The organism is Fructilactobacillus sp. X1R3C1 (assembly GCF_059901545.1).
The window spans coordinates 1-20781 of the sequence record NZ_JBWXUT010000006.1 but is presented as its reverse complement, the minus strand read 5'-3'; the positions used below and the strand labels follow the sequence as shown (position 1 = coordinate 20781).

Sequence of the window (20781 nt, the reverse complement as noted above, 5' to 3'; positions counted from 1 at the left end):
ACATCATAATTAACCCTTCAGTTCATTATGAACTAGACCAATTGAAATGAAAATATTTTACTTTTTTAATGCTGTTTTGAGAGCTTCGGTAATGGTTGAAACTCCTATGACCTGAATATTTTTAGGTGGAGTCCATCCCTTTAGATTATATTTAGGAACCAATACGCGCTTAAAGCCTAGTTTCTGGGCCTCAATAACGCGTTGCTCAATTCGATTGACCCTTCTAATCTCACCAGTCAAACCAAGTTCACCAATGTAACACTCTTTTGGATCGGTTCCAATATTCTCATAACTTGACGCAATGCTAATTGCCATTGCCAAATCAATGGCTGGTTCATTAAGTTTGACCCCACCAGCAGCTTTTAAATAAGCATCCTGGTTTTGTAACATCAATCCAGCCCGTTTCTCAAGAACCGCCATAATCAGTGAAACACGATTTCGATCCAGTCCAGACGCAGTTCTTTGCGCATTCCCAAAAACCGAGGGAACAATTAAGGCTTGAAGTTCAACCAGAATCGGACGAGTTCCTTCCATTGCTACCACAATTGCTGATCCGGTAGCGTTCTTCAAACGCTCCTCTAAAAAAATCTCAGATGGATTCTTGACTTCTTTTAGCCCATCTTCATCCATTTGAAAAATTCCGAGCTCATTCGTAGATCCAAATCGGTTTTTAACGGCGCGTAGTAACCGATAAGAATGATGCTTGTCTCCCTCAAAATAAAGAACGGTGTCAACCATATGCTCTAAAGTCTTCGGGCCGGCAAGCGTACCACCCTTAGTAACGTGTCCCACCAAGAAAATGGTGATACCGTTGGTTTTTGCGATGTTCATTAAATCCGAGGTAACACCTCGAACCTGCGTAACGGAACCAATCGCAGACGGGATCTCATCTTCTTGCATGGTTTGAACGGAGTCAATGATAACGGTGTCCGGCTTCACTTCTTCAATTGCCTTCCTGATTGAAGTCATATCCGTTTCTGGATAAAGGTATAAGTTCCCTTTTTCAGAAACATTGAGGCGATCCGCTCTCATCTTAATTTGATCGGCACTCTCTTCTCCTGAGACATACAGTACCTTTTGTCCTGAGGCTGCTAATTGACCGGAGACTTGGAGAAGTAACGTTGACTTACCAATCCCCGGATCACCACCGATTAGGACCAGTGAACCTGGAACTACGCCTCCGCCAAGGACCCGATTCAATTCATTTGAATCAACCTGAATCCTCGGAGCACTTTCAGCGCTAACTTGTCTAATTAGCTGGGGTTGCGACTTAGTCCCGCTCAGTGAAACCCGACTCACGTTCGCCTTTTTGGTATCATTTTTTTGGACCGTTTGTTCAACCATCGTGTTCCATTCACCACAGTTAGGACAACGACCTAGATATCGTGGTGATATATATCCACAGTTGGAACAAACATATTGCGTTTTTGCTTTAGCCATTAAATCATTTCCTAACTATTTGCCAGAAGAACCAAATCCCCCATTTCGAGTCAGCTTTGGTCCCTCATCTTGATCCGCAAGTAAATAAGGCATAAAGATTCCTTGTCCAATTCGATCACCTTTTTTAATCTTACGGTCGACGATTCCAAAGTTTAGAATCTGGACAAAAATTTCACCCTCATTACTTTCATTATTGTAATAATCAGCGTCAATAACACCGATCCCATTCGGAATTACTAAGTTTCGTTTCAAAGGATTACTTGAGCGATTCGCGATTATCAACACTTCATTTGGCTGCATGTAAGCCTTAATTCCCGTTGGAACCAAAAAGGGCTTTAAAGCATTCTCTGAATCCATGATGTCTTGTTGATCTAACTTTCTTCTAGCCTTAATGATACCAAATGACCGAATTAAACCAGTTTTCCAGATTGACGGAATAACCATGTCAACGGCACTGGCAAAGTCATATCCGGCAGCCTTTTCAGTTGCTCGTTTTGGCAAAGTCAAGCCGTCATTCTGATATTTTGAAACAATCTCAAAGCCTCTTTGCATCTTCTAATACCTCTTTATTCTCAAAAATTCCTACTATTATTTTACCAGTATTTCTTAAATTTTGACATTGCTTGACAAAATCATAAAGACCATTGAAAATTAATAATAGTGGTCAAGTTACTAAAAGTAACGACTTAATTTGAAGGGGAACAATCAAATGAATTCAGCAGATCAGCGAGAATTAAAGAAACACGTTGGAAAAGAAGCTGTTAAGCACGTTAAGGATGGGATGGTCTTAGGTCTTGGGTCTGGTACCACCATCAAGTACATGGTAGACGCACTGGGAGAGCGCATCAAAAATGAACATCTAAATATTATGGGTGTGCCAACCTCCAGTAAAACTAAGCGTCACGCGGAAAGCTTAGGCATCACTACTAAGGATGTTGACGAAGTCGATCACATTGATTTAACCATTGATGGGGCCGATCAAATTGACAAAAATTTTCAGGGAATTAAAGGCGGTGGAGCCGCTCACCTGATGGAAAAAATCGTTGCCATTAATTCTGATCGCAACATGTGGATTGTTGACGAAAGTAAGATGGTTAAAAAACTCAATTTTCCACTTCCGCTTGAAGTAATCCCTTATGGCAGTGGCCAACTCTATCGTCGGCTTAATCGGATGGGACTTCATCCGAAATTTCGTCAAAGCACGAATGGAGGAAAATTAACAACCGATTCTGGTGACTACATTATTGACTTAGGCTTACCTGAAATCACGACTCCCGTTCAACTGGGCAAAAAACTTGATAGTATGACAGGAATTGTGGAACATGGGCTGTTCTTGAACATCGTAAATACCATTATCGTAGAACATCCCGACGGACCGGAAACAATTGAAGCTCGCTAATGATTTAACCGACCCAAAAATAACTACGCAAATATCATCAAAATCTAAATAACAAAAGGACGAAAACTTTGATTGAGTTTTCGTCCTTTTGTTATTTAAGGTAGGTCTTATCTAAAATATCTAAATCTGGGTCAAAGGTATAAATGATCGGCTTCCCGTTTTTAACTTCCACGCCATCAATTCCTTTATCACTGATATTTTCTAAATATTTAATTAAAGCTCGCAGTGTGCTTCCGTGAGCAACTATCAATTGATTTTTACCATCCAACAATTTGGGGGCAATCGAATCCTGCCAGTACGGAATCATCCGGTCATAAGCCATTTTAAGGCTCTCTGCTGGTGGCTCAATTACACCTAAGCGCCGATATTTTCGAATCGGGAACACCTGATCTAATTTAGGGGGAACAGCGTAAAAACTCCTGCGCCACTTCATAAACTGTTCGTCTCCGACCCGCTTTCTAACTTCCTCTTTATTTTGACCCCTAAGAGCACCATAGTGTCGCTCATTTAAGCGCCACGTCTTATGTTCAGGAATAAAATCCTGGTTGATCACGTCCAAAACAATGTCAGCGGTGACAATCGCCCGTTTTAAGACTGATGTATGAACATCACCAAACTGAATCCCGGTCTGACCTAAGCGTTTGCCGGCCTTAATTGCCTCTTCTACGCCCTTCTTAGTCAGTGGAACATCACTCCATCCAGTAAAGGTATTAGTGTGATTTGCGACACTTTCACCATGTCTCATAATTACTAACTTACTCATACAACCGCCTCAATAAACTAAATTTATTTACCTTCTTCAATCGTCTGATCGTCTAACATGGTTGAATCGGTCTCTTTATAACGCTCACCTACAAACGTAACCACCGAACCAATCAGGATAATCACAATTCCTACAATGGTAGGCAGATTAATCTTTTCACCCACAAAAATCATTGCTAAGACTGGAGCTAAACCAGGTTTAATAAAGAATACCAGGGACGCAATTGAGACCCCTGATTCTTGCATTGCTAAAAAATAAAACGCAAAACCGCCGCCGGTTACACAGACTCCGATAAAGAATAAAATCCAGAAATTTTGTAAATTAACGTCCTTTAAGATCGGAATGGATGCAAATTGACTCAACCATCCTACCGATTTCATCCCACTTGAAACAAACGGGATATTGGTAATCAATGATAAAACAAATAACTCCAAAGAACCAGCAATAAAAGTGAAACAAGTGATGGTCACTCCATCTAATTCTCTTTTGACCGAGCAATACTGCGACAAAATACTGTAAAAGCCAAAAGTAACAGCCGATAAGAGTGACAAAATAATTCCAACTGGATTAGTTAAGTTAAATGGATTAACAATCACAATTAAGCCAATGACCGAAATGATTAATGAGATTAAGTTGGCCCGTCCAATTCGCTCATGCAAAATGAAATATGCAAAGATTACGGCAAAGACCGGATTACAACTAAACAGGACGGCCACAATAGCTGGCTTATCGTACACAATCGCTAACTGGTACAGGGTCATACTAATTACCACGCACGCAAAACCGGTAAACGCAAACGTCTTCCAATCCTTTAAGTTGATTTTGCGTCGTCGTTTATGTAATTCATACCACGCAAAGGGTAACAAGACAATCCCACCAATGAAGAAACGAAGTAAATTCAACTGAATTGGATTAAACTCACTCCCAGCCACCTTTAGGGCAATCTCCATTGAACTAAACATTAACGTCGAAATTAACACATAAATCACTGATTTTTTCACTTTAAGCTACTACTCCCATTCTTTACTTGTCTATTTTTCAATTGACTCGTCTTAACGGATTTGTTGCACAATCACCATTAAAATGGGCAAAACAATTAAACTGATGATCGTGGTTTCAGCGACCATCAGTGAAGCATAATCTGCATCCGCACCATACTTCCTGGCTACCACCGGTGCGTTAGTCATAACCGGCATGGCAGCCTGCATAATGAAGACTTGTTTCATCAAAACTGGCATCCCGGTTGGAATAACCAACAGTGCCATTAAAATTGGTGAAATCACGAATCGACCCAGTAAAATTCCCCAGTTAGAGGAACTAAAGTCAAATTTGTTAAAGTTGATATTTGCCATCGAAATCCCAATGAACATCATTGAAAGTGGGATGGTTAACCCACCAATATATTGGAAATCACTCATTAAAAAATCAGGAATTTTAATTCGCAGTAAAACCAAAATCACCCCAAAGATAAATCCCAGCAGTGGTGGTGACAAAATTTTACTCACGGTCTTTTTCCAGTCAAACTTGGAATTAGCGTCCCCATCACGTTGGATTAAGTAAACACCAATGGTCCAAAAAAAGGTCGTATTAGCCATGTAGTAAACTAACACGTACGGTAAACTTTTGGCCCCAAACAGAGCCATATTAACCGGCAATCCGACAAAAACAGTGTTTGAATTTAAAAACATTGATTCAAACACCCCCCGATGATACTTTTTAATTCGAATTACCCGCGCAATTGCCACCGAAATCCCAAACATGATTAACATACTAACGACCGGAAATCTTAAGTCTGGCAACGTTGAAAGTAACGTGTCAGTCGTAAAATCGCGACCAATCGTATAGATCATGTAACACGGCAAGGCTACGTCAATAACCAGTTTAACAATTAAGTTAGTTGAATCATCATTAAACCAGTGCCGTTTAGCCAAAACAAAACCGAGCACGATCATGATCAGTACAATTAATATCCCTGATATACTCTTAAAAAAAATACCCATTTGATCATCCTATTCTTGTAAGTTTTACTTAAGTTATTGTACCACACGATTTTACACCACTAGAAATTGCCCCAATAAGAATAATACGGTTATATTAAAATCTACTAAAAAGTTGAGAAATAACTAGCGTTAGCTGCCATAACTGCTATATAATTTGGGGCAGTATTAATAAATAAGCGGGGAATAATAATGTCAAAATACGATAATAATAATGACGACAATCGCGAATATAGCCGGCGAGCTGGTAATCCACATTTTTCCGAACCAAAGTCAGAGCCAGCCGTTGACTATGATAACGAGCCGCACCATCCAGTTGCCTGGACTTTTATGGTTATCATCTTATTGATTGTCATCATTGCCCTTGCTTTTGGTTTCCGTGCTTACACCCAGGCTCGTCATTCCTTTGGAGGAACGTTTCAAGACGATGGGATTGGAAAATCAAGAAACGTCTCAAATCTTCTAAAGAAACGAAAGCCGTTTTCAATCTTACTAATGGGAACCGACACGGGCGCCCTTGGTAGACACGACGTTGGCCGCACCGACACCATTATCGTTGCTACCGTTAACCCGCAAAAGCAGACCACTTACTTAACCAGTATCCCCCGCGATACCAAGGTCGTGGTCGACGGTGACTCACAGCCATACGAAAAAATCAACGCTGCTTACACCATCGGTGGTCCAAAGACTGCCATTTCAACTGTCCAGCATCTCTTAAACGTTCCCATCGACTACTTTGCGATCGTTAACATGGGTGGTTTAAAACAGATGGTTGATTCCGTTGGGGGTGTCGAAGTGAAGCCACCATTGACGTTTAAGTATGGGAATGCCAATGTAGTTAAGGGCAAAATGACCCATCTAGATGGTGATCAAGCCCTTGATTATTCTCGAATGAGGGATGATGACCCGAAAGGTGACTACGGTCGCCAACAGCGACAACGGCAAGTCTTAGAAAAATTAGTGATGAAAGGAATGGGAATTTCTTCCATTCCCAGGTACCAACAAATTCTTGAATCATTAAATGGAAACCTCAAAACCGATTTATCCTTTGATGACATGATTGCCATTAGATCTAAGTATGGTCCAGCCACTCATCACATCAAGTCTGAGACCCTTCAGGGGAATGAAGCAATGATTAACGGAGTCAGTTATCAAGTCGCCCAACCAGACGAATTGATGAACGTCTCAAACCATATTCGAACCACCTTGAATTTACCGCAAGCTAAGGGTTTAACTCCGAAACAACAAGAAACCAATTCCCCTAGTAATGGTGATCCATCCAACAACAATACTGCTACCAATGATTCATCAGGGAGTACCACCGATCCAAACTCAACGGCACCAACATATTAAAATAGACTTGTAAGAATAGGGATAATAACCTATCTTGCAAGTCTATTTTTATTTATGGGATCTTTTATCTAATTTCATTTAAATCAAGGCCAAGAGCCCTTGCTACTCGAGTCCCATACTCTGGGTCAGCCTTATAAAATTGTCTGGTTTCTAGGATTTGGATCTCATGATTATCAACGGAACCAAGCGTTTCTTTGATCGTATTAATCAGGCGATCACGTTCCTCTGGTTTCATTACATGATACAACTTTCCGGCGGCACTATAGTAGTCAGTGTCATAGGGTTTAAAGGCTCCGGTTTCACCTTCCACTTTATCGGGACTGATTGAAGCACTCAAATCTTCAACTGGACCACCTTTACCGTTTGGTTCATAGTTGACCGATCCGTCTTGTCCTTGTGCCATTTGACCATCACGTTCGTAATTTTCAACCTTGTCTAATGGACGGTTGACCTTTAATTGTTCATAATTAGCGCCTAAACGATATCTTTCAGCGTCCTTATACGCAAACAACCGTCCTTGAAGTAACTTATCAGGACTTGCTTCAATCCCAGGAACCAGGTTAGCGGGTGAGAAAGCTAATTCTTCCACATCGTCAAAATAGTTAGTTGGATTTTGGTTTAAGGTAAATTCCCCAACTTCTTGTAGTGGGTAATCCTTATGAGAAACCACCTTAGTTACATCAAAAATATCTGGTTTGTAATCAATTCCTGCTTGATAAGGGATAATCTGAACATAAACTTTCCATGTTGGATAGTTCTTTTGTTCAATTGCATCGTATAAATCATGAATTAAATAATCGGTATCTTCAGTTGCTGCTTTTGAAGCTTGTTCATTAGTCATGTTCTTAACCCCTTGTTGGCTAATGAAGTGATACTTAACCCAAAATGGAGTCCCTTCTTTATTAACCCACTTATACGTGTGACTTCCATAACCATTCATTGTTCGATAACTAGCCGGATTACCACGATCACCCATCAGGTAGGTGACCTGGTGAACTGATTCTGGTGAACGAGACCAGAAATCCCACTGCATCTCTTGTGAACGTAAATGAGTCTTAGGATCACGCTTCTGGGAATGAATAAAGTCAGGAAACTTAAGCGGATCGTTAACAAAGAACACCGGAGTATTATTACCAACAATGTCGTAATTGCCTTCTTGCGTGTAGAATTTCAACGCAAATCCACGAACATCACGAACGGTGTCAGGATAACCAGCTTCACCCGCAACCTGCGAGATTCTAATGGTCATTGGGGTTTCTTTGCCCACACCATTGAATAAATCAGCTTTAGTGTACTTACTCATGTCATGTGTAAGTTTAAAAACGCCCTTGGCACCAGCACCTTTAGCATGAACGACTCGCTCTGGAATCCTCTCACGATTAAAATGAGCTAACTTTTCTAGTAATTGATAATCCTGCATCAAAACAGGACCACGAACACCAGCTGTTTGAGAATGTTCGTTATTAGCCCACGGTTGACCAGCTTCGGTTGTTAATTTATCTGACATAATTATCACACCATCCTTGTTAATTAATCGTTCACTTCTTAGATTAATCGTGCACAACTTAATGTCAACAAAAGAGACTTAGAATTAAAAAGAACACCATATCTTAAAATGATATGGTGTTCTTGAATTAAATGATGCGGCCAAGAAGACTCGAACTTCCACCGGGATAAATCCCGACAAGATCCTTAATCTTGCGCGTCTGCCAATTCCGCCATGGCCGCATTGCTACAATAAACATCATAGCAAATTTAACGAGATAGCGCAATGAATTTTTTAATTATTCTTCACCACGAATCGTGGCACCATCCCTATCAAGGTCAACTAACTTACATACTCCATCCAATTGATCGTTACTTTCAATCTTCTGTTGTAACTTGGTGAGTTGGTCATAATCTCCTAGCGTGACAATCGATGAACCCACTCCACTAATGTAAGTTCCGTAGATTCCTAGTTCATGAGCAGTCTGTTTAATTACTTTGAAGTCTTTAAAATCATTCCCCTGTCCAGTGCGAACCAAACTATCAGCTTCAATCATTCGAGCCGCTTTATTCCAATCATTTTGCATTAATGCAGCGACAAAAACGTTCGAAGCGCTACTAGTCTGTACCTCTTGACCAAACGTAATTTCCTTTGGGAAACGTTCCATTCCCCTCTGTTGGGTAATTTTCTCATTTCGAATGAAAACCAAGGCTTGCATTTCATCGGGCATATGAGCTTTGACAACGTCAGTCTTTCCATCCTCATAGTGAGAAATTGTTATATCTCCCAGAATGGCTGAGGCAATGTTGTCAGGATGTCCTTCCATTCGACTACCAATGTTAATTTGGTCATTAACTGATAAGTTCATATTTTCAAGCTTGTTAGCAATTTTAATTCCCGCAGCAATCGCCGTGGTACTAGACCCAAGCCCCTTTTCCAGTGGAACATCTGACATTACCGTTAGTTGATGGGGCATGATTTTAGGGTTAACCTTTAAAATCGTTTGAACCACCAAATTTTTGTCATCGTGAGGAACTGAATCGCCAAACGCATGATTGACCCGCCACTTCTCAGTTTCTTCTTCAACGATCACCGTGTAATACATATGAAGAGCGAGCCCAACCGAATTATAGCCATTACCAACATTACCAGAAGTTGCTGGAACTCTCACAATAATTTTTTCCATGATATTTCACTCCTTCTTAACTAGTTTTAGCTTACCACGACACTTACTACATACAAAACGTGAGATATTAACCCGTCGCTTTCGCCGATATAATTGGCCACACTTAGTACACTCATAAAGGTAATAATAAGCTGATTGTGCTTTTAAAATTGGAGCATAACGACTACCACCCACAGCTCTTAATAACTGCTTAAATTCTTTTGAACGATGATTAGCGGAATACCCTGCTAAATGAAGATGATAATGAACAAGTTCGTGTTTAATGATTCCCACAAGTTCTTCTCTAGAGATCCCCTTCGCCATCGTTTGATTAATATCAATATCATGATCTTTAAGGTGGTACCGACCACCCGTGGTTTTCAATCGACCATTAAAATATGCGCAGTGCTTAAATGGTTTCCCAAATGACTCCAATGAAATTTGTTCGACCAGTTTCTGTAATTCATCGTCATGCAAATAAGTTCGCTCCTATTCTGGACCAACCATGGAAAGTTTAATTCGTTTTCGATTTAAATCAACACTTAACACCCACACGTCGACAATGTCACCAACAGAAACAAGCTTTGCTGGATCCGATATAAATCGATCACTCATTTTGGAAATATGAACGAGACCATCCTGTTTTACCCCAATGTCAACAAACGCACCAAAATCAGTGACATTGCGAACGGTTCCTTGTAATTTCATTCCTGATTTCAAATTTTCAATCTTCATAATATCCGATTTAAGTAACGGCTTCGGCATCGTATCACGTTGGTCACGTCCGGGATTTTTCAAACTAGCTAAAATATCTTTGACCAACTGCTGATCAATTGATAGTGATTGTGATAAATCAACTTCATTTGCTTTTTCAAGCTTTTTTCGACCTTCATCAGAACTAAAATTATCAATTGTAAGTCCCATTGCTGACAAGATTTGTTTAGCTTGCCGATAACTTTCTGGGTGAATATCAGTATTGTCCAATGGATTCTTGCCATTAATGATACGTAAAAATCCAACTGATTGTTCAAAAGCCTTTGGTCCTAATCGTTTAACTTTTTTTAATTGATTACGGTTAGAAAAAGCACCGTTTTCATCTCGATATTCAACAATATTTTGTGAAGTGGATTTAGTTAATCCCGAGATGTGTTCAAGTAGATTTGGACTAGCGGTGTTCAAGTTGACCCCGACTTGGTTAACGGCGGTCTCAATCACCCGATCCAACTGTGCATCAAGGTTACTTTCAGAGACATCATGCTGGTACTGACCAACCCCAACCGCTTTGGGGTCAATCTTAATCAACTCAGAAAGTGGATCCTGTAGTCGTCTTCCAATACTAATGGCTGAACGTTCCTCAACATGAAGGTTAGGAAACTCTTTTCGCGCATTGTTACTAGCAGAATATACTGATGCTCCAGCTTCACTAACAATTACGTAGTGAACCGGATAATCAATGGATTTAATTGCATCAGCTACAAATTGTTCCGATTCGCGTGACGCGGTTCCGTTACCAATCGCAATCATTTGAACGTGATACTTCTTAATCAGGTCAATCAATTGTTCTTTAGCTCGCGCTTGCTGTGCTTCTGTCGCTGGTTTAGTGGCTTTAATAATTTCCTTTGCCAAGAATTTACCGTTTGCATCAATGACCGCTAGTTTGCATCCCGTTCGGTACGCTGGGTCAAAACCAAGAACCACCTCACCCTTGATTGGCGCCTGCATTAACAGGTGATACAGATTTCTTCCAAACACTTCAATGGCATGATTTTCTGCGGCTTCAGTCATAGTGGAACGAATTTCACGTTCGATGGCAGGACCGATGAAGCGCTTATAAGCATCTTTTGAAGCGTCTTTAACAAAGTCAACTGCGGGACCATTATGATTACTAACCACATGAAAATCAATGTAATGCATAATGGCATTAACATCAACATCTAGTTTCACGGTCAATACCTTTGCTTTTTCACCACGATTGATTGCTAAAACCCGATAACTCGGAACCGTTTTGGCTCGCTCACTAAAATCGTAGTAATCACCATAAACGCCACCTTCGTCATTGACCTTTCCTTTAGGTTTAACCTTTGCCGCCAGCATAGCGTTTTTTAAGGTATAGTTTCGAATCCATTCCCGAAACTTAGCGTTGTTTCCAATGGCATCCGTAATGATTTCACGGGCTCCATCTAAAGCGTCATTAACGGAACTAACGTCGTGATCATCATCTATAAAGGACTTTGCCAGTTGTTTTAATGGCTCATTTTGAAACTTTAAAATTGCAGTTGCAAGTGGCTCTAATCCCTGTTCCCTTGCAACCATCGCCTTTGTTTTTCGTTTTTGCTTATATGGCAAATACAAGTCTTCCACAATCTGAATACTGTCAGCATTTAAGATGTCTTGTTTTAACTGCTTGGTTAATTGGCCTTCTTCGTCAATCTTTTTTACCACTTCTTCCTTTCGGTGGCTCAGCTTTGCTAGACGCTGGTAAGTATCCTCAAGTTCCCGAATGGAAACCTCATCCAAATTACCGGTTCTCTCTTTGCGGTATCGTGCAATAAACGGAACGGTATTACCATCCTCAAGCATTTCTAAGGTTTGTTGAATTTGTCGTTTCGAAATGTGTGGTAACGCTTTTGCAGTTTGATCAATTAAAGTTTTTTCCATTTTTTCACCATAATCTTTCAAATAAAAACTCCATTAAATAATTAACGGAGTTATTGTAATCAAATTTATTTCCAAAACGTATCATAAACATTAATGGGAAGGTGTCGCTTATGTTGAGTTTTCAAATACCAATTTTCAATCACATTAGCTGCACTAGAACTAATGTCCTGGCCTTCTAAAAAGTCATCAATATTTTTATAACTAACCCCAAGTGCTTTTTCATCTGGAAGAGCTGGACGATCATCTTCAAGATCCGCCGTTGGGGTTTTCTCGTAAAGGTTTTTAGGTGCGTCAAGGTACTTAAGAAGCGCACGACCTTGTCGTTTATCCAGTCGCCAAATTGGAACAATATCAGAGGCACCGTCACCAAATTTAGTGTAAAAACCAGTCACCGCCTCGGCGGCATGATCAGTGCCAAGTACAATCCCTTGATTGGCACCAGCAATGGTGAACTGTGCGATCATCCGCGTCCGAGCTTTAACGTTGCCCTTATTAAAATCAGAGACAGCATCACCGTTAGCTTCAACTGCTTTTACCATCGCATCGACTGAATCCTTGATATTGACGCGTTCAACCCGATCAGCATCCATAAAATCAATGGCTTCCATAGCATCCGATTCATCAGCTTGTTCACCATAAGGAAGGCGAACCGCAATAAACTGATATTCAGTATCACCCGTTTCTTCCCTTAATTCATTCATTGCCATCGATGCCAATTTTCCCGTCAAAGTGGAATCTTGACCACCAGAAATTCCCAGTACTACTGATTTAATGAACGAATTCTTTTTAACGTAATCCTTAATAAAATCAACACTACGTCTAATTTCTGTTTCAGGATCGATCTTTGGCTGAACCCTTAAAGCATTAATAATCTGTTTTTGCAGTCGTTTTTGTTTCTCATCCATTACTATCACCTACTCTAATTTTTGCTCAACCCCATTATGAATTTCATTAATCAAACTCATCTTGTGGTCCCATAATTTCTTAGAAAGATCAACTGGGTAATCTTGTGGATTTAACTGACGCTTGTACTCTGGCCAGAGTGCCTTCAAAGAGTCAGTCGCATGCTGCTTAGTAACCTCTAACGTCGGCATTTGATATACCTGCTTTCCATCTTTAAAGATATCTTGTAAGAGCGGTTGAGCATTAAAGTTGGTAATAGTCTTGTTAATGTACGTGAAATGCGGATGGAACATGTACACGGAAGACTGTTCACGTGGATCTTCACCATCAAGTGTGATGTAATCTCCCTCAGACTTACCGTCGTCTTTTTCAGTAATCCGCCAAACTTGCTTCTTACCTGGAGTGGAAACCTTCTCAGCATTATTGGAAAGTTTAATGGTATCGACCATGTGCCCCTGTTCATCTTCAACTGAGACCAACTTGTAAACCGCACCAAGTGCGGGTTGGTCAAAAGCCGTAATTAGCTTGGTCCCAACTCCCCAAGAGTCGATTTTGGCATTTTGCATCTTCAAACTACTAATGGTGTATTCATCAAGGTCGTTGGAAGCCACAATTTGAACATCCTTAAAGCCAGCTTCATCCAGCATTTCTCTAACTCTTTTTGATAAGTACGCCATATCACCGGAATCAATTCTGACACCTTGAAAGTTAATCTTGTCGCCCATTTCTTTTGCAACTCGAATTGCATTTGGGACCCCACTTTTAATGGTATCAAAGGTATCTAACAGAAAAGTACAGTTCTTATGGGTTTGGGCATACGCCATAAATGCATCATAGTCATTTCCAAATGATTCAATCAAAGAGTGCGCCATCGTTCCGCTGACAGGAATGCCAAATTCCTTACCAGCTAACACATTGGAAGTCGCGTTAAACCCACCAATGTATGCCGCTCTGGTTCCCCACAGTGCTGCATCAACTTCTTGGGCTCGACGACTACCAAACTCCATTAAAGGATTATTTCCAGCTACCATTCGAATTCGAGCCGCTTTAGTAGCGATTAAAGTCTGATAGTTCACCATGTTCAAAATAGCGGTCTCAACTAATTGACATTCCGCAATCGTTCCTTCAACTTGAACAATGGGCTCGTTGTTATAAACTAAATCACCCTCAACAGCAGAACGAATTGTTCCAGTAAACTTGAAGTTACGAAGATAATCTAAAAATTCATCGGAATAATCGCTAATTGACTTTAAATACTTAATGTCCTCATCAGTGAAGTGAAGGTTGTTGATATATTCAATAATGTGTTTTAATCCTGCAAAGACGGCATATCCATTTCCAAAGGGCATGTCTCTAAAAAAAACTTCAAATACAGCATGACGATTTTGCATATGTTTTTCAAAATAAGTTGCCATCATATTGATTTCATAATAGTCAGTGTGTAAAGTTAAATTATCAGGACTTTGTAATGTTGACATCTTTAATCTCCTCTAGCCCTTTCAGGCTAAACTATTGTTGTTACTCGTTGCACATTATATCACATAATAACCAAAAAGAAGGCTAACAAATGACGCACAAATTTCCGACCACCGACATCGCTTCCATCCCCTTTGTTAACACGACTTTCACCGAATTTATGCAGGTGATTGAATCCCAAATAGACGACCACCAAAACACGTTTGTGGTAACCGCCAATCCAGAAATCGTCGTTTATGCTGATCGTCATCCTCACTACCAAAAAGTTTTAAAAGACGCCACTTACGTCGTGCCAGATGGGATTGGCATTATCAAGGGTGCCAAAATGCTAAATGACCCAATGCCAGAACGAATCACCGGTTATGACATTTTTAAAGCACTGTTAACTTGGGGAAACCAAAATAACAAGTCAGCTTATTTTCTGGGAGCCAAACCCGATGTCGTATTTGATTTACGAAAAGTCTTAACCGTTAACTATCCACATTTAAAAATTGTGGGGATGCAGGACGGTTATTTTAAAAACGATACTCCCATCATTAACAACATTGAAAACAACGACATTGACATGATTTTTGTTGCGACCGGTTTCCCTATGCAAGAAGAATTTATCGCAAAATATCGCAATAAAAATAACGGGCTGTGGATTGGGGTTGGAGGCAGCTTTGACGTTTTAGCTGGACACGTCAAGAGAGCTCCTAAGTTCTGGATTAATCATCACATCGAATGGCTCTATCGCCTTTTTAAAGAACCCACCCGTTTTAAACGAATGCTAGCCATTCCTGAATTTTTAAATTTAGTTAGAAAACAAAAAAAGGATGAGAAGTGATCTCATCCAACTTTACGAGCCCTCGTTAGTAGGGCTCTTTTTTATTTATTTAGGTAAAACTCAAATCGCTCAGCAGCGTACTGAGCCTGAACAAACTCAAATGGTTGCTGATTTTGAAGATAAGATATCTGTTTTAGCTTAAGAATGGGTGCCTTAACCTCAATATCCAGTAAATCAGCAATCCGATCAGTCGCTAAAATCGCCGAAATAAATTGCTTCGCGCTTCTTGGACGAAGTCCCTTCTTGTCCTCTAAAGAACGATACAGGGAGCTAGAAACGTCTTCTTCACTTAACCCTTCGACCATCGATGCATTAACAGCTGCCACTTCATAGCAAATTGGAATGTCGTCCCCATAGCGAATCCGATTCATCCGCAAAACCCGATCATCCTGACTCAGCCCCAAGACGGAGGCTTCCTTAAAGGTGGGCTCAACAATCTTATATGACAAGGTTTTGGTGGATGGCTTTTTTCCTTGAGCCAGCATAATGTTAGTAAAGCTGGTTACTCCGGACATCTTTTCTTGAACCTTTTGGTTAGTAACGTACGTTCCTGAGCCGGCAATCCGTTTTAATATTCCATCCTCAACGAGCGCTTGAACAGCTTGCCTGAACGTCATCCGACTTACTCCGTACTGTTCGGATAGTTTTCTTTCAGATGGAATCCGGGTTCCCACTTTCCAGCTTCCGTCTTCGATCTTACTCTTAATATCATCATGAATTTTAATATAAACAGGTACTGTCATAATTACTCCTACCTTGGCATAAAAAAATCGACTAACATTTGTTAGTCGATTTTACACCAATAATTAGTATTGGGCTAGCTGGGTTCGAACCAGCGCATCACAGGATCAAAACCTGTTGCCTTACCACTTGGCTATAGCCCAAGAATCAATGGAGGGGAGTGGATTCGAACCACCGAACCCGAAGGAGCGGATTTACAGTCCGCCGCGTTTAGCCAGACTTCGCTACCCCTCCATAATAAATGAGTAATTCGTAATAACGAATCAACGTTTATTATATTACACGGGATCATGATGTTAGTCAATACTTTTTTTCAAAAAATAAAAGGCGCTAACTTTACAGCGCCTTTCATTATAGTGATTTTAATTTACTCCATCCATCAGTTTTTTCACTGGTTTGATCATCAATAATAAGACAATTCCAAACAAGATGGCTACAAGTCCAACGATTCCAAAGTACGCGATTTCGTGTCCCGGAGTGTAGAACTTAACGATTTGTGAGTTAACCGCCTGACCAGCAGCATCCGCTAAGAACCACATACTCATCATCTGTGATTCAAATGCTTTCGGAGCAAGTTTGGTGGTAACGGAAAGCCCAATTGGTGAAATCAACATTTCGGCAATTTCAACAATGGCCCAACTACCAATTAGCCATAATGGGCTAACTTTAGCTGATGAACCAAATAGGAAAATTGGAATCATCATAAATAAGTACGAAAATCCAGCGAAAAACATTCCCCACGTAAACTTAACTGGGGAGCTGGGCTCTTCTTTTCTTTTAGCCAGATATGTCCATAAGAATGCGAACAGTGGTGTGTACAGCATAATGAACAATGGGTTAAGTGACTGATACCAAGTAGCATTAATGTGCAAAAATCCAAGGTTATTGTTAGTTTGATTTTCAGCAAACAAAGCCAAAACAACGGATCCTTGTTCCTCAATGGCCCAGAATACCGCAGCAGCGATAAATAATGGAATATAGGCAAGAACCCGTGAATGTTCTGTCTTAGTAACCTTCTTACTTCTCAAAATAACAACGAAGTAAATAATTGGGGTTAAAATTGCGATGATACTCAATAACAAAACAAAGTTATCAATACTCAAAACTTTAAAGTACCACATCCCCGCGATAATAACGGCAAATACAGCTAAGCCACCAATAATTTCAAGAACTAAACGATTCAAATCATCTGGTTCTAAGGGATCACTTGGATAGAGACCATCGATACTCAAAGTCTTTTTACCACTAAAGTAGTAGTAAATTAAAGCAAAGAACATTCCGATCGCAGCTAGTGAGAATCCAGCATGGAAATTAAAGTCCATTCCGACGGTCCCAACTAAGATTGGTGCGATGAACGAACCTAAGTTAATCCCAAAAACAAAAATGGTAAATCCAGTATCACGTCTTGGATCATTTTCACCATATAAGGCACCAACCATTTCTGAAACATTTGGCTTCAACAGTCCAGTACCAACAGTGATTAAGACAATGGAAATAAACAACGCTCCGGCACCAAATGGTAATGAAAGTACCACGTGCCCAAACATAATTAAAATTCCACCATACAGAACGGTCTTTCGACTCCCCCAAACTCGGTCACTTAAATAACCACCTAACACTGAAGTTAGAAATACCAGTGAACCGTAAATTGCCATAACTGAAGCTGCTGTGGTTGGAGAAAATCCTAATCCACCCTTGGCGACTGAGAAATACATGTAGTATAAAAGAATTGCACGCATCCCGTAGTAACTGAATCGTTCCCACATTTCAGTGAAGAACAGTGTTTGCAACCCTTTTGGCTGCCCAAAGAACGCATGGTCGAGACTCTTCTCGCCTTGTCCGTTCATAAAATCTCCTCCTGTCAATCTTTTAACAATTATCAGAAATAATACCATTCTTGATTTTCATTTACAATCATATCTCGACAAAAAATTTGTTAGAATAGTGATTATCAAGGAAAAGGAAGTGAATAATACATTGTTCAAGGAATTTAAAGAATTTATATCACGAGGGAATGTGGTTGACATGGCCGTTGGAATTATCATCGGGTCTGCATTCACTTCGATCGTGACTTCATTGGTTAATAACATTTTCAACCCGTTTATTGGACTGTTTTTAGGAAAAATCGATCTTTCATCACTTGCCATCACCGTTGGAAAAGCAAAGATAAAATATGGCTTATTTCTAAACTCAGTCATCAATTTCCTGCTGATTGCTTTCATCGTCTTTTTATTGGTCAAATTTATCAACAAATTAACTAATAAAAATCAAAAAAAGCAAGAAAAGAAGGCTCAAGAACCGAGCCTTACTGATCAATATCTAGCTGAAATTGTTAAACTGCTTAAAAAGTAATTCCTTAATCACACTAACGCTCTGTTGGTGTTTTTTTATAGCATATCTAGGTATCTGTCGCGTTCCCATTGAGAAACGTTTTGTCTGTAAGCATTCCATTCCATGTTCTTTGCATCCAAGTAATTTTGATACATGTGAGGTCCCATGGCTTTCTTCATAAGTGGATCAGCTTCATATGCTTTAAGCGCATTATGAAGAGTGGAAGGTAAGTTTTCAATATGATCTAATTTTCGTTCCTTGCCATCCATATGATAGATATTACGGTCAATTGGTTCACCTGGTTCGATTTTGTTTTTAATACCATCTAAACCAGCTTCAAGAATTGATGCAATTGCTAAGTATGGGTTAGCTGAAGGATCAACACTTCGAAGTTCAAGGCGGGTGCTAAGACCACGACTAGCTGGAACTCTAACTAATGGTGAACGGTTCGATGCCGACCATGCCACATAGACCGGTGCTTCAAAGCCAGGAACTAGTCGCTTGTAGGAGTTAACGATTGGGTTACATACGGCAGTTAATGCTTTAGCGTGCTTCAAAAGTCCACCTAAGAAGTAGTATGCCGTTTGTGATAATTCCAGGTCACCATCTTTATCATAAAAGACGTTGTCACCATCTTTATCAAACAATGACATGTTGATGTGCATCCCAGATCCATTGATACCATTCAGTGGCTTTGGCATGAAAGTGGCGTATAATCCGTACTTTCTAGCAACTGTTTTTACAACTAACTTAAAGGTTTGAATATGATCTGCCGTAACCACGGCGTTGTCGTACTGAAAATCAATTTCATGTTGTCCAGATGCTACTTCATGGTGAGAAGCCTCAACTCGAAAGCCCATATTTTCTAATTCAAGAACCATATCACGACGAATATTGGCTGCCAAATCCATTGGTGCCAAATCAAAGTAACTTCCGTGATCATTCAATTCAGTGGTTGGATTACCCTTATCGTCCATTTTGAACAAGAAGAATTCAGGTTCTGGGCCAATGTTAAAGTTAGAAAAGCCCATTTCTTTCATTTCATCCAGAACACGCATTAAATTATTTCTTGGATCACCAACGAACACCTCGCCATCTGATGTATGAACACTACATGTCAGACGAGCAACCTTACCGTGTTCGTCACCCCATGGGAAGACCATCCACGTTGAAAGATCAGGGATCAGGTACATATCACTTTCCTCAATGCGTACGAAACCATCAATTGAAGATCCATCAAACATAATCTTACCATCTAAAACCTTGTTTAGTTGGTTAACGGGTACCTCAACATTTTTGATGCTGCCCATCAAGTCAGTAAACATTAGTCGAATAAATCGGACGTCTTCATCTTTTACCATTTGGCGAATGTCGTCTTTTGTATAATCATGTACCATAAGTAGTCTCCTTATTTTAAATACTTACCCTGTTGCTTTAAATCAGAATCATCATACAAGCGTCCAGCTTTTAAAATATCGTCTTTCAAGTATTCGCGGACATCTTCATCACTAAGTGATTTATCACCACTATGTAAAAGTTTTCGACGACGTTGTTTCTCAAATACTCTTTTAACCTGAGCAATTGTCATTCCTTCAATAAGATAGTTGTGAATCTCAAGAATTTGGTCCACATTATCTAATGAATACAAACGTCGGTTTCCTGATGTTCGTTTAGAATGAACAAGACCATGATCATCGTAATACCTTATTTGTCTGGATGATAAGGAAGTAAGCTTCATAACCGTTCCCATTGGCAGAACCGCTAAAGATTTCCTCAGTACTTTTTCACTCATACGCATATCTCCTTGATATGACACCATTCTATTCGTTATTGATATAAGCGTCAATAACCTATGTTATGAAATGTAACACTGATCCAAGTTTAACATAAAACTTGCAATATAAAAAAAGACACAAGAAATAAATTCTTGTGTCTTCATGTATGTATGTGCATATTCAAGCACACCATTAGATTCTATTCACCCGTTATTTGCTATGCCAAAAATTTAATCATCATTAAGAATGAATAAAAAATTTATGCCGGCTGCAGGACTTGAACCTGTGACCCTCGGTTTACGATACCGATGCTCTACCAGCTGAGCTAAGCCGGCAAAATGACGATAAATTAAAAGTGCTAACGGCAATTGTTGTTAGCACTCAGACATAGCTCCGGCAGGCGGGCTCGAACCGTCGACAACCTGATTAACAGTCAGGTGCTCTACCAACTGAGCTATGCCGGAATAA

The 20781-nt window shown here is 40.0% G+C and carries 19 protein-coding genes and 5 tRNA genes; 4 read left to right on the top strand and 20 right to left on the bottom strand.

Features of this window, described 5'->3' with window-relative positions:
- Positions 1-57: 57 nt before the first annotated feature.
- Positions 58-1440, bottom strand: coding sequence for a DNA repair protein RadA (gene radA, locus AC6UD8_RS06570; RefSeq protein ID WP_500699878.1), 1383 nt, complete (start codon positions 1438-1440; stop codon positions 58-60).
- A 15-nt stretch (positions 1441-1455) separates the two neighbouring features.
- Complete coding sequence (locus AC6UD8_RS06565; RefSeq protein WP_500699879.1) at positions 1456-1992, bottom strand: dCTP deaminase/dUTPase family protein; 537 nt, start codon at positions 1990-1992, stop codon at positions 1456-1458.
- Between the two features lie 157 nt (positions 1993-2149).
- Between AC6UD8_RS06565 and rpiA the strand changes: the two genes are divergently transcribed.
- Positions 2150-2839, top strand: a complete 690-nt coding sequence (gene rpiA / locus AC6UD8_RS06560) for a ribose-5-phosphate isomerase RpiA (protein WP_500699880.1) — start codon at positions 2150-2152, stop codon at positions 2837-2839.
- Between the two features lie 91 nt (positions 2840-2930).
- Here rpiA and AC6UD8_RS06555 read toward each other — a convergent pair whose 3' ends face one another.
- The 3 genes from AC6UD8_RS06555 to AC6UD8_RS06545 are packed head-to-tail and all read right to left on the bottom strand — an operon-like array spanning position 2931 to position 5602.
- Entirely contained in the window at positions 2931-3602 is a 672-nt protein-coding gene (locus tag AC6UD8_RS06555) for a 2,3-bisphosphoglycerate-dependent phosphoglycerate mutase (RefSeq protein WP_500696157.1), read from the bottom strand.
- A 23-nt stretch (positions 3603-3625) separates the two neighbouring features.
- On the bottom strand, positions 3626-4603 hold the full coding sequence (locus AC6UD8_RS06550) for a DMT family transporter (RefSeq protein WP_500699881.1): 978 nt from the start codon (positions 4601-4603) through the stop codon (positions 3626-3628).
- Between the two features lie 51 nt (positions 4604-4654).
- The gene (locus AC6UD8_RS06545; RefSeq protein ID WP_500699882.1) at positions 4655-5602 is read right to left on the bottom strand and encodes an AEC family transporter; all 948 of its coding nucleotides are present in this window, start codon (positions 5600-5602) and stop codon (positions 4655-4657) included.
- A gap of 189 nt (positions 5603-5791) precedes the next feature.
- On the opposite strand from AC6UD8_RS06545, the gene AC6UD8_RS06540 reads away from it, so the two are divergent.
- The gene (locus AC6UD8_RS06540) at positions 5792-6952 is read left to right on the top strand and encodes an LCP family protein (protein WP_500699883.1); all 1161 of its coding nucleotides are present in this window, start codon (positions 5792-5794) and stop codon (positions 6950-6952) included.
- 64 nt (positions 6953-7016) lie between these two features.
- Here the strand turns inward: AC6UD8_RS06540 and AC6UD8_RS06535 are convergent, their stop codons facing one another.
- The 7 genes from AC6UD8_RS06535 to AC6UD8_RS06505 all read right to left on the bottom strand — a co-directional run bounded on the left by AC6UD8_RS06535 (position 7017) and on the right by AC6UD8_RS06505 (position 14642).
- On the bottom strand, positions 7017-8459 hold the full coding sequence (locus AC6UD8_RS06535) for a catalase (protein WP_500699884.1): 1443 nt from the start codon (positions 8457-8459) through the stop codon (positions 7017-7019).
- A 135-nt stretch (positions 8460-8594) separates the two neighbouring features.
- Positions 8595-8680: transfer RNA gene (locus tag AC6UD8_RS06530), tRNA-Leu, on the bottom strand.
- Between the two features lie 56 nt (positions 8681-8736).
- Positions 8737-9624 (bottom strand): homoserine kinase, encoded by an 888-nt coding sequence (gene thrB / locus AC6UD8_RS06525; RefSeq protein ID WP_500694491.1) that lies wholly within the window; start codon positions 9622-9624, stop codon positions 8737-8739.
- 6 nt (positions 9625-9630) lie between these two features.
- A complete protein-coding gene (locus tag AC6UD8_RS06520) occupies positions 9631-10080 on the bottom strand; it encodes a SprT family protein (RefSeq protein ID WP_500699885.1) in 450 nt (149 codons plus the stop codon).
- 12 nt (positions 10081-10092) lie between these two features.
- On the bottom strand, positions 10093-12261 hold the full coding sequence (locus AC6UD8_RS06515) for a Tex family protein (RefSeq protein WP_500699888.1): 2169 nt from the start codon (positions 12259-12261) through the stop codon (positions 10093-10095).
- A gap of 65 nt (positions 12262-12326) precedes the next feature.
- Entirely contained in the window at positions 12327-13166 is an 840-nt protein-coding gene (gene nadE, locus AC6UD8_RS06510; protein WP_500699886.1) for an NAD(+) synthase, read from the bottom strand.
- 9 nt (positions 13167-13175) lie between these two features.
- Positions 13176-14642 carry a nicotinate phosphoribosyltransferase gene (locus AC6UD8_RS06505; RefSeq protein ID WP_500699887.1) on the bottom strand — a complete coding sequence of 489 codons (1467 nt, stop codon included), beginning with the start codon at positions 14640-14642 and terminating at the stop codon, positions 13176-13178.
- An 89-nt stretch (positions 14643-14731) separates the two neighbouring features.
- Here AC6UD8_RS06505 and AC6UD8_RS06500 point away from each other — a divergent pair, with 89 nt between their 5' ends.
- On the top strand, positions 14732-15466 hold the full coding sequence (locus tag AC6UD8_RS06500; RefSeq protein ID WP_500694495.1) for a WecB/TagA/CpsF family glycosyltransferase: 735 nt from the start codon (positions 14732-14734) through the stop codon (positions 15464-15466).
- Between the two features lie 41 nt (positions 15467-15507).
- Here AC6UD8_RS06500 and AC6UD8_RS06495 read toward each other — a convergent pair whose 3' ends face one another.
- The 4 genes from AC6UD8_RS06495 to AC6UD8_RS06480 form a co-directional block, all read right to left on the bottom strand.
- Positions 15508-16209: a GntR family transcriptional regulator gene (locus AC6UD8_RS06495; RefSeq protein ID WP_500694496.1), complete on the bottom strand. Its 702-nt coding sequence runs from the start codon at positions 16207-16209 to the stop codon at positions 15508-15510.
- Between the two features lie 69 nt (positions 16210-16278).
- A tRNA-Gln gene (locus AC6UD8_RS06490) sits at positions 16279-16350 on the bottom strand.
- Positions 16351-16358: 8 nt separating this feature from the next.
- Positions 16359-16441, bottom strand: a tRNA-Tyr gene (locus tag AC6UD8_RS06485).
- A 128-nt stretch (positions 16442-16569) separates the two neighbouring features.
- Positions 16570-18054, bottom strand: a complete 1485-nt coding sequence (locus tag AC6UD8_RS06480) for a peptide MFS transporter (protein ID WP_500694497.1) — start codon at positions 18052-18054, stop codon at positions 16570-16572.
- 130 nt (positions 18055-18184) lie between these two features.
- Between AC6UD8_RS06480 and mscL the strand changes: the two genes are divergently transcribed.
- Positions 18185-18559, top strand: a complete 375-nt coding sequence (gene mscL / locus AC6UD8_RS06475) for a large-conductance mechanosensitive channel protein MscL (protein ID WP_500694498.1) — start codon at positions 18185-18187, stop codon at positions 18557-18559.
- Between the two features lie 35 nt (positions 18560-18594).
- Here mscL and glnA read toward each other — a convergent pair whose 3' ends face one another.
- From glnA to AC6UD8_RS06455, 4 genes are all read right to left on the bottom strand, one after another.
- Positions 18595-19935, bottom strand: a complete 1341-nt coding sequence (gene glnA, locus AC6UD8_RS06470) for a type I glutamate--ammonia ligase (RefSeq protein WP_500694499.1) — start codon at positions 19933-19935, stop codon at positions 18595-18597.
- An 11-nt stretch (positions 19936-19946) separates the two neighbouring features.
- A complete protein-coding gene (locus AC6UD8_RS06465; protein ID WP_500694500.1) occupies positions 19947-20330 on the bottom strand; it encodes a MerR family transcriptional regulator in 384 nt (127 codons plus the stop codon).
- A gap of 245 nt (positions 20331-20575) precedes the next feature.
- Positions 20576-20648, bottom strand: a tRNA-Thr gene (locus AC6UD8_RS06460).
- A 56-nt stretch (positions 20649-20704) separates the two neighbouring features.
- Positions 20705-20777: transfer RNA gene (locus tag AC6UD8_RS06455), tRNA-Asn, on the bottom strand.
- Positions 20778-20781: the final 4 nt, after the last annotated feature.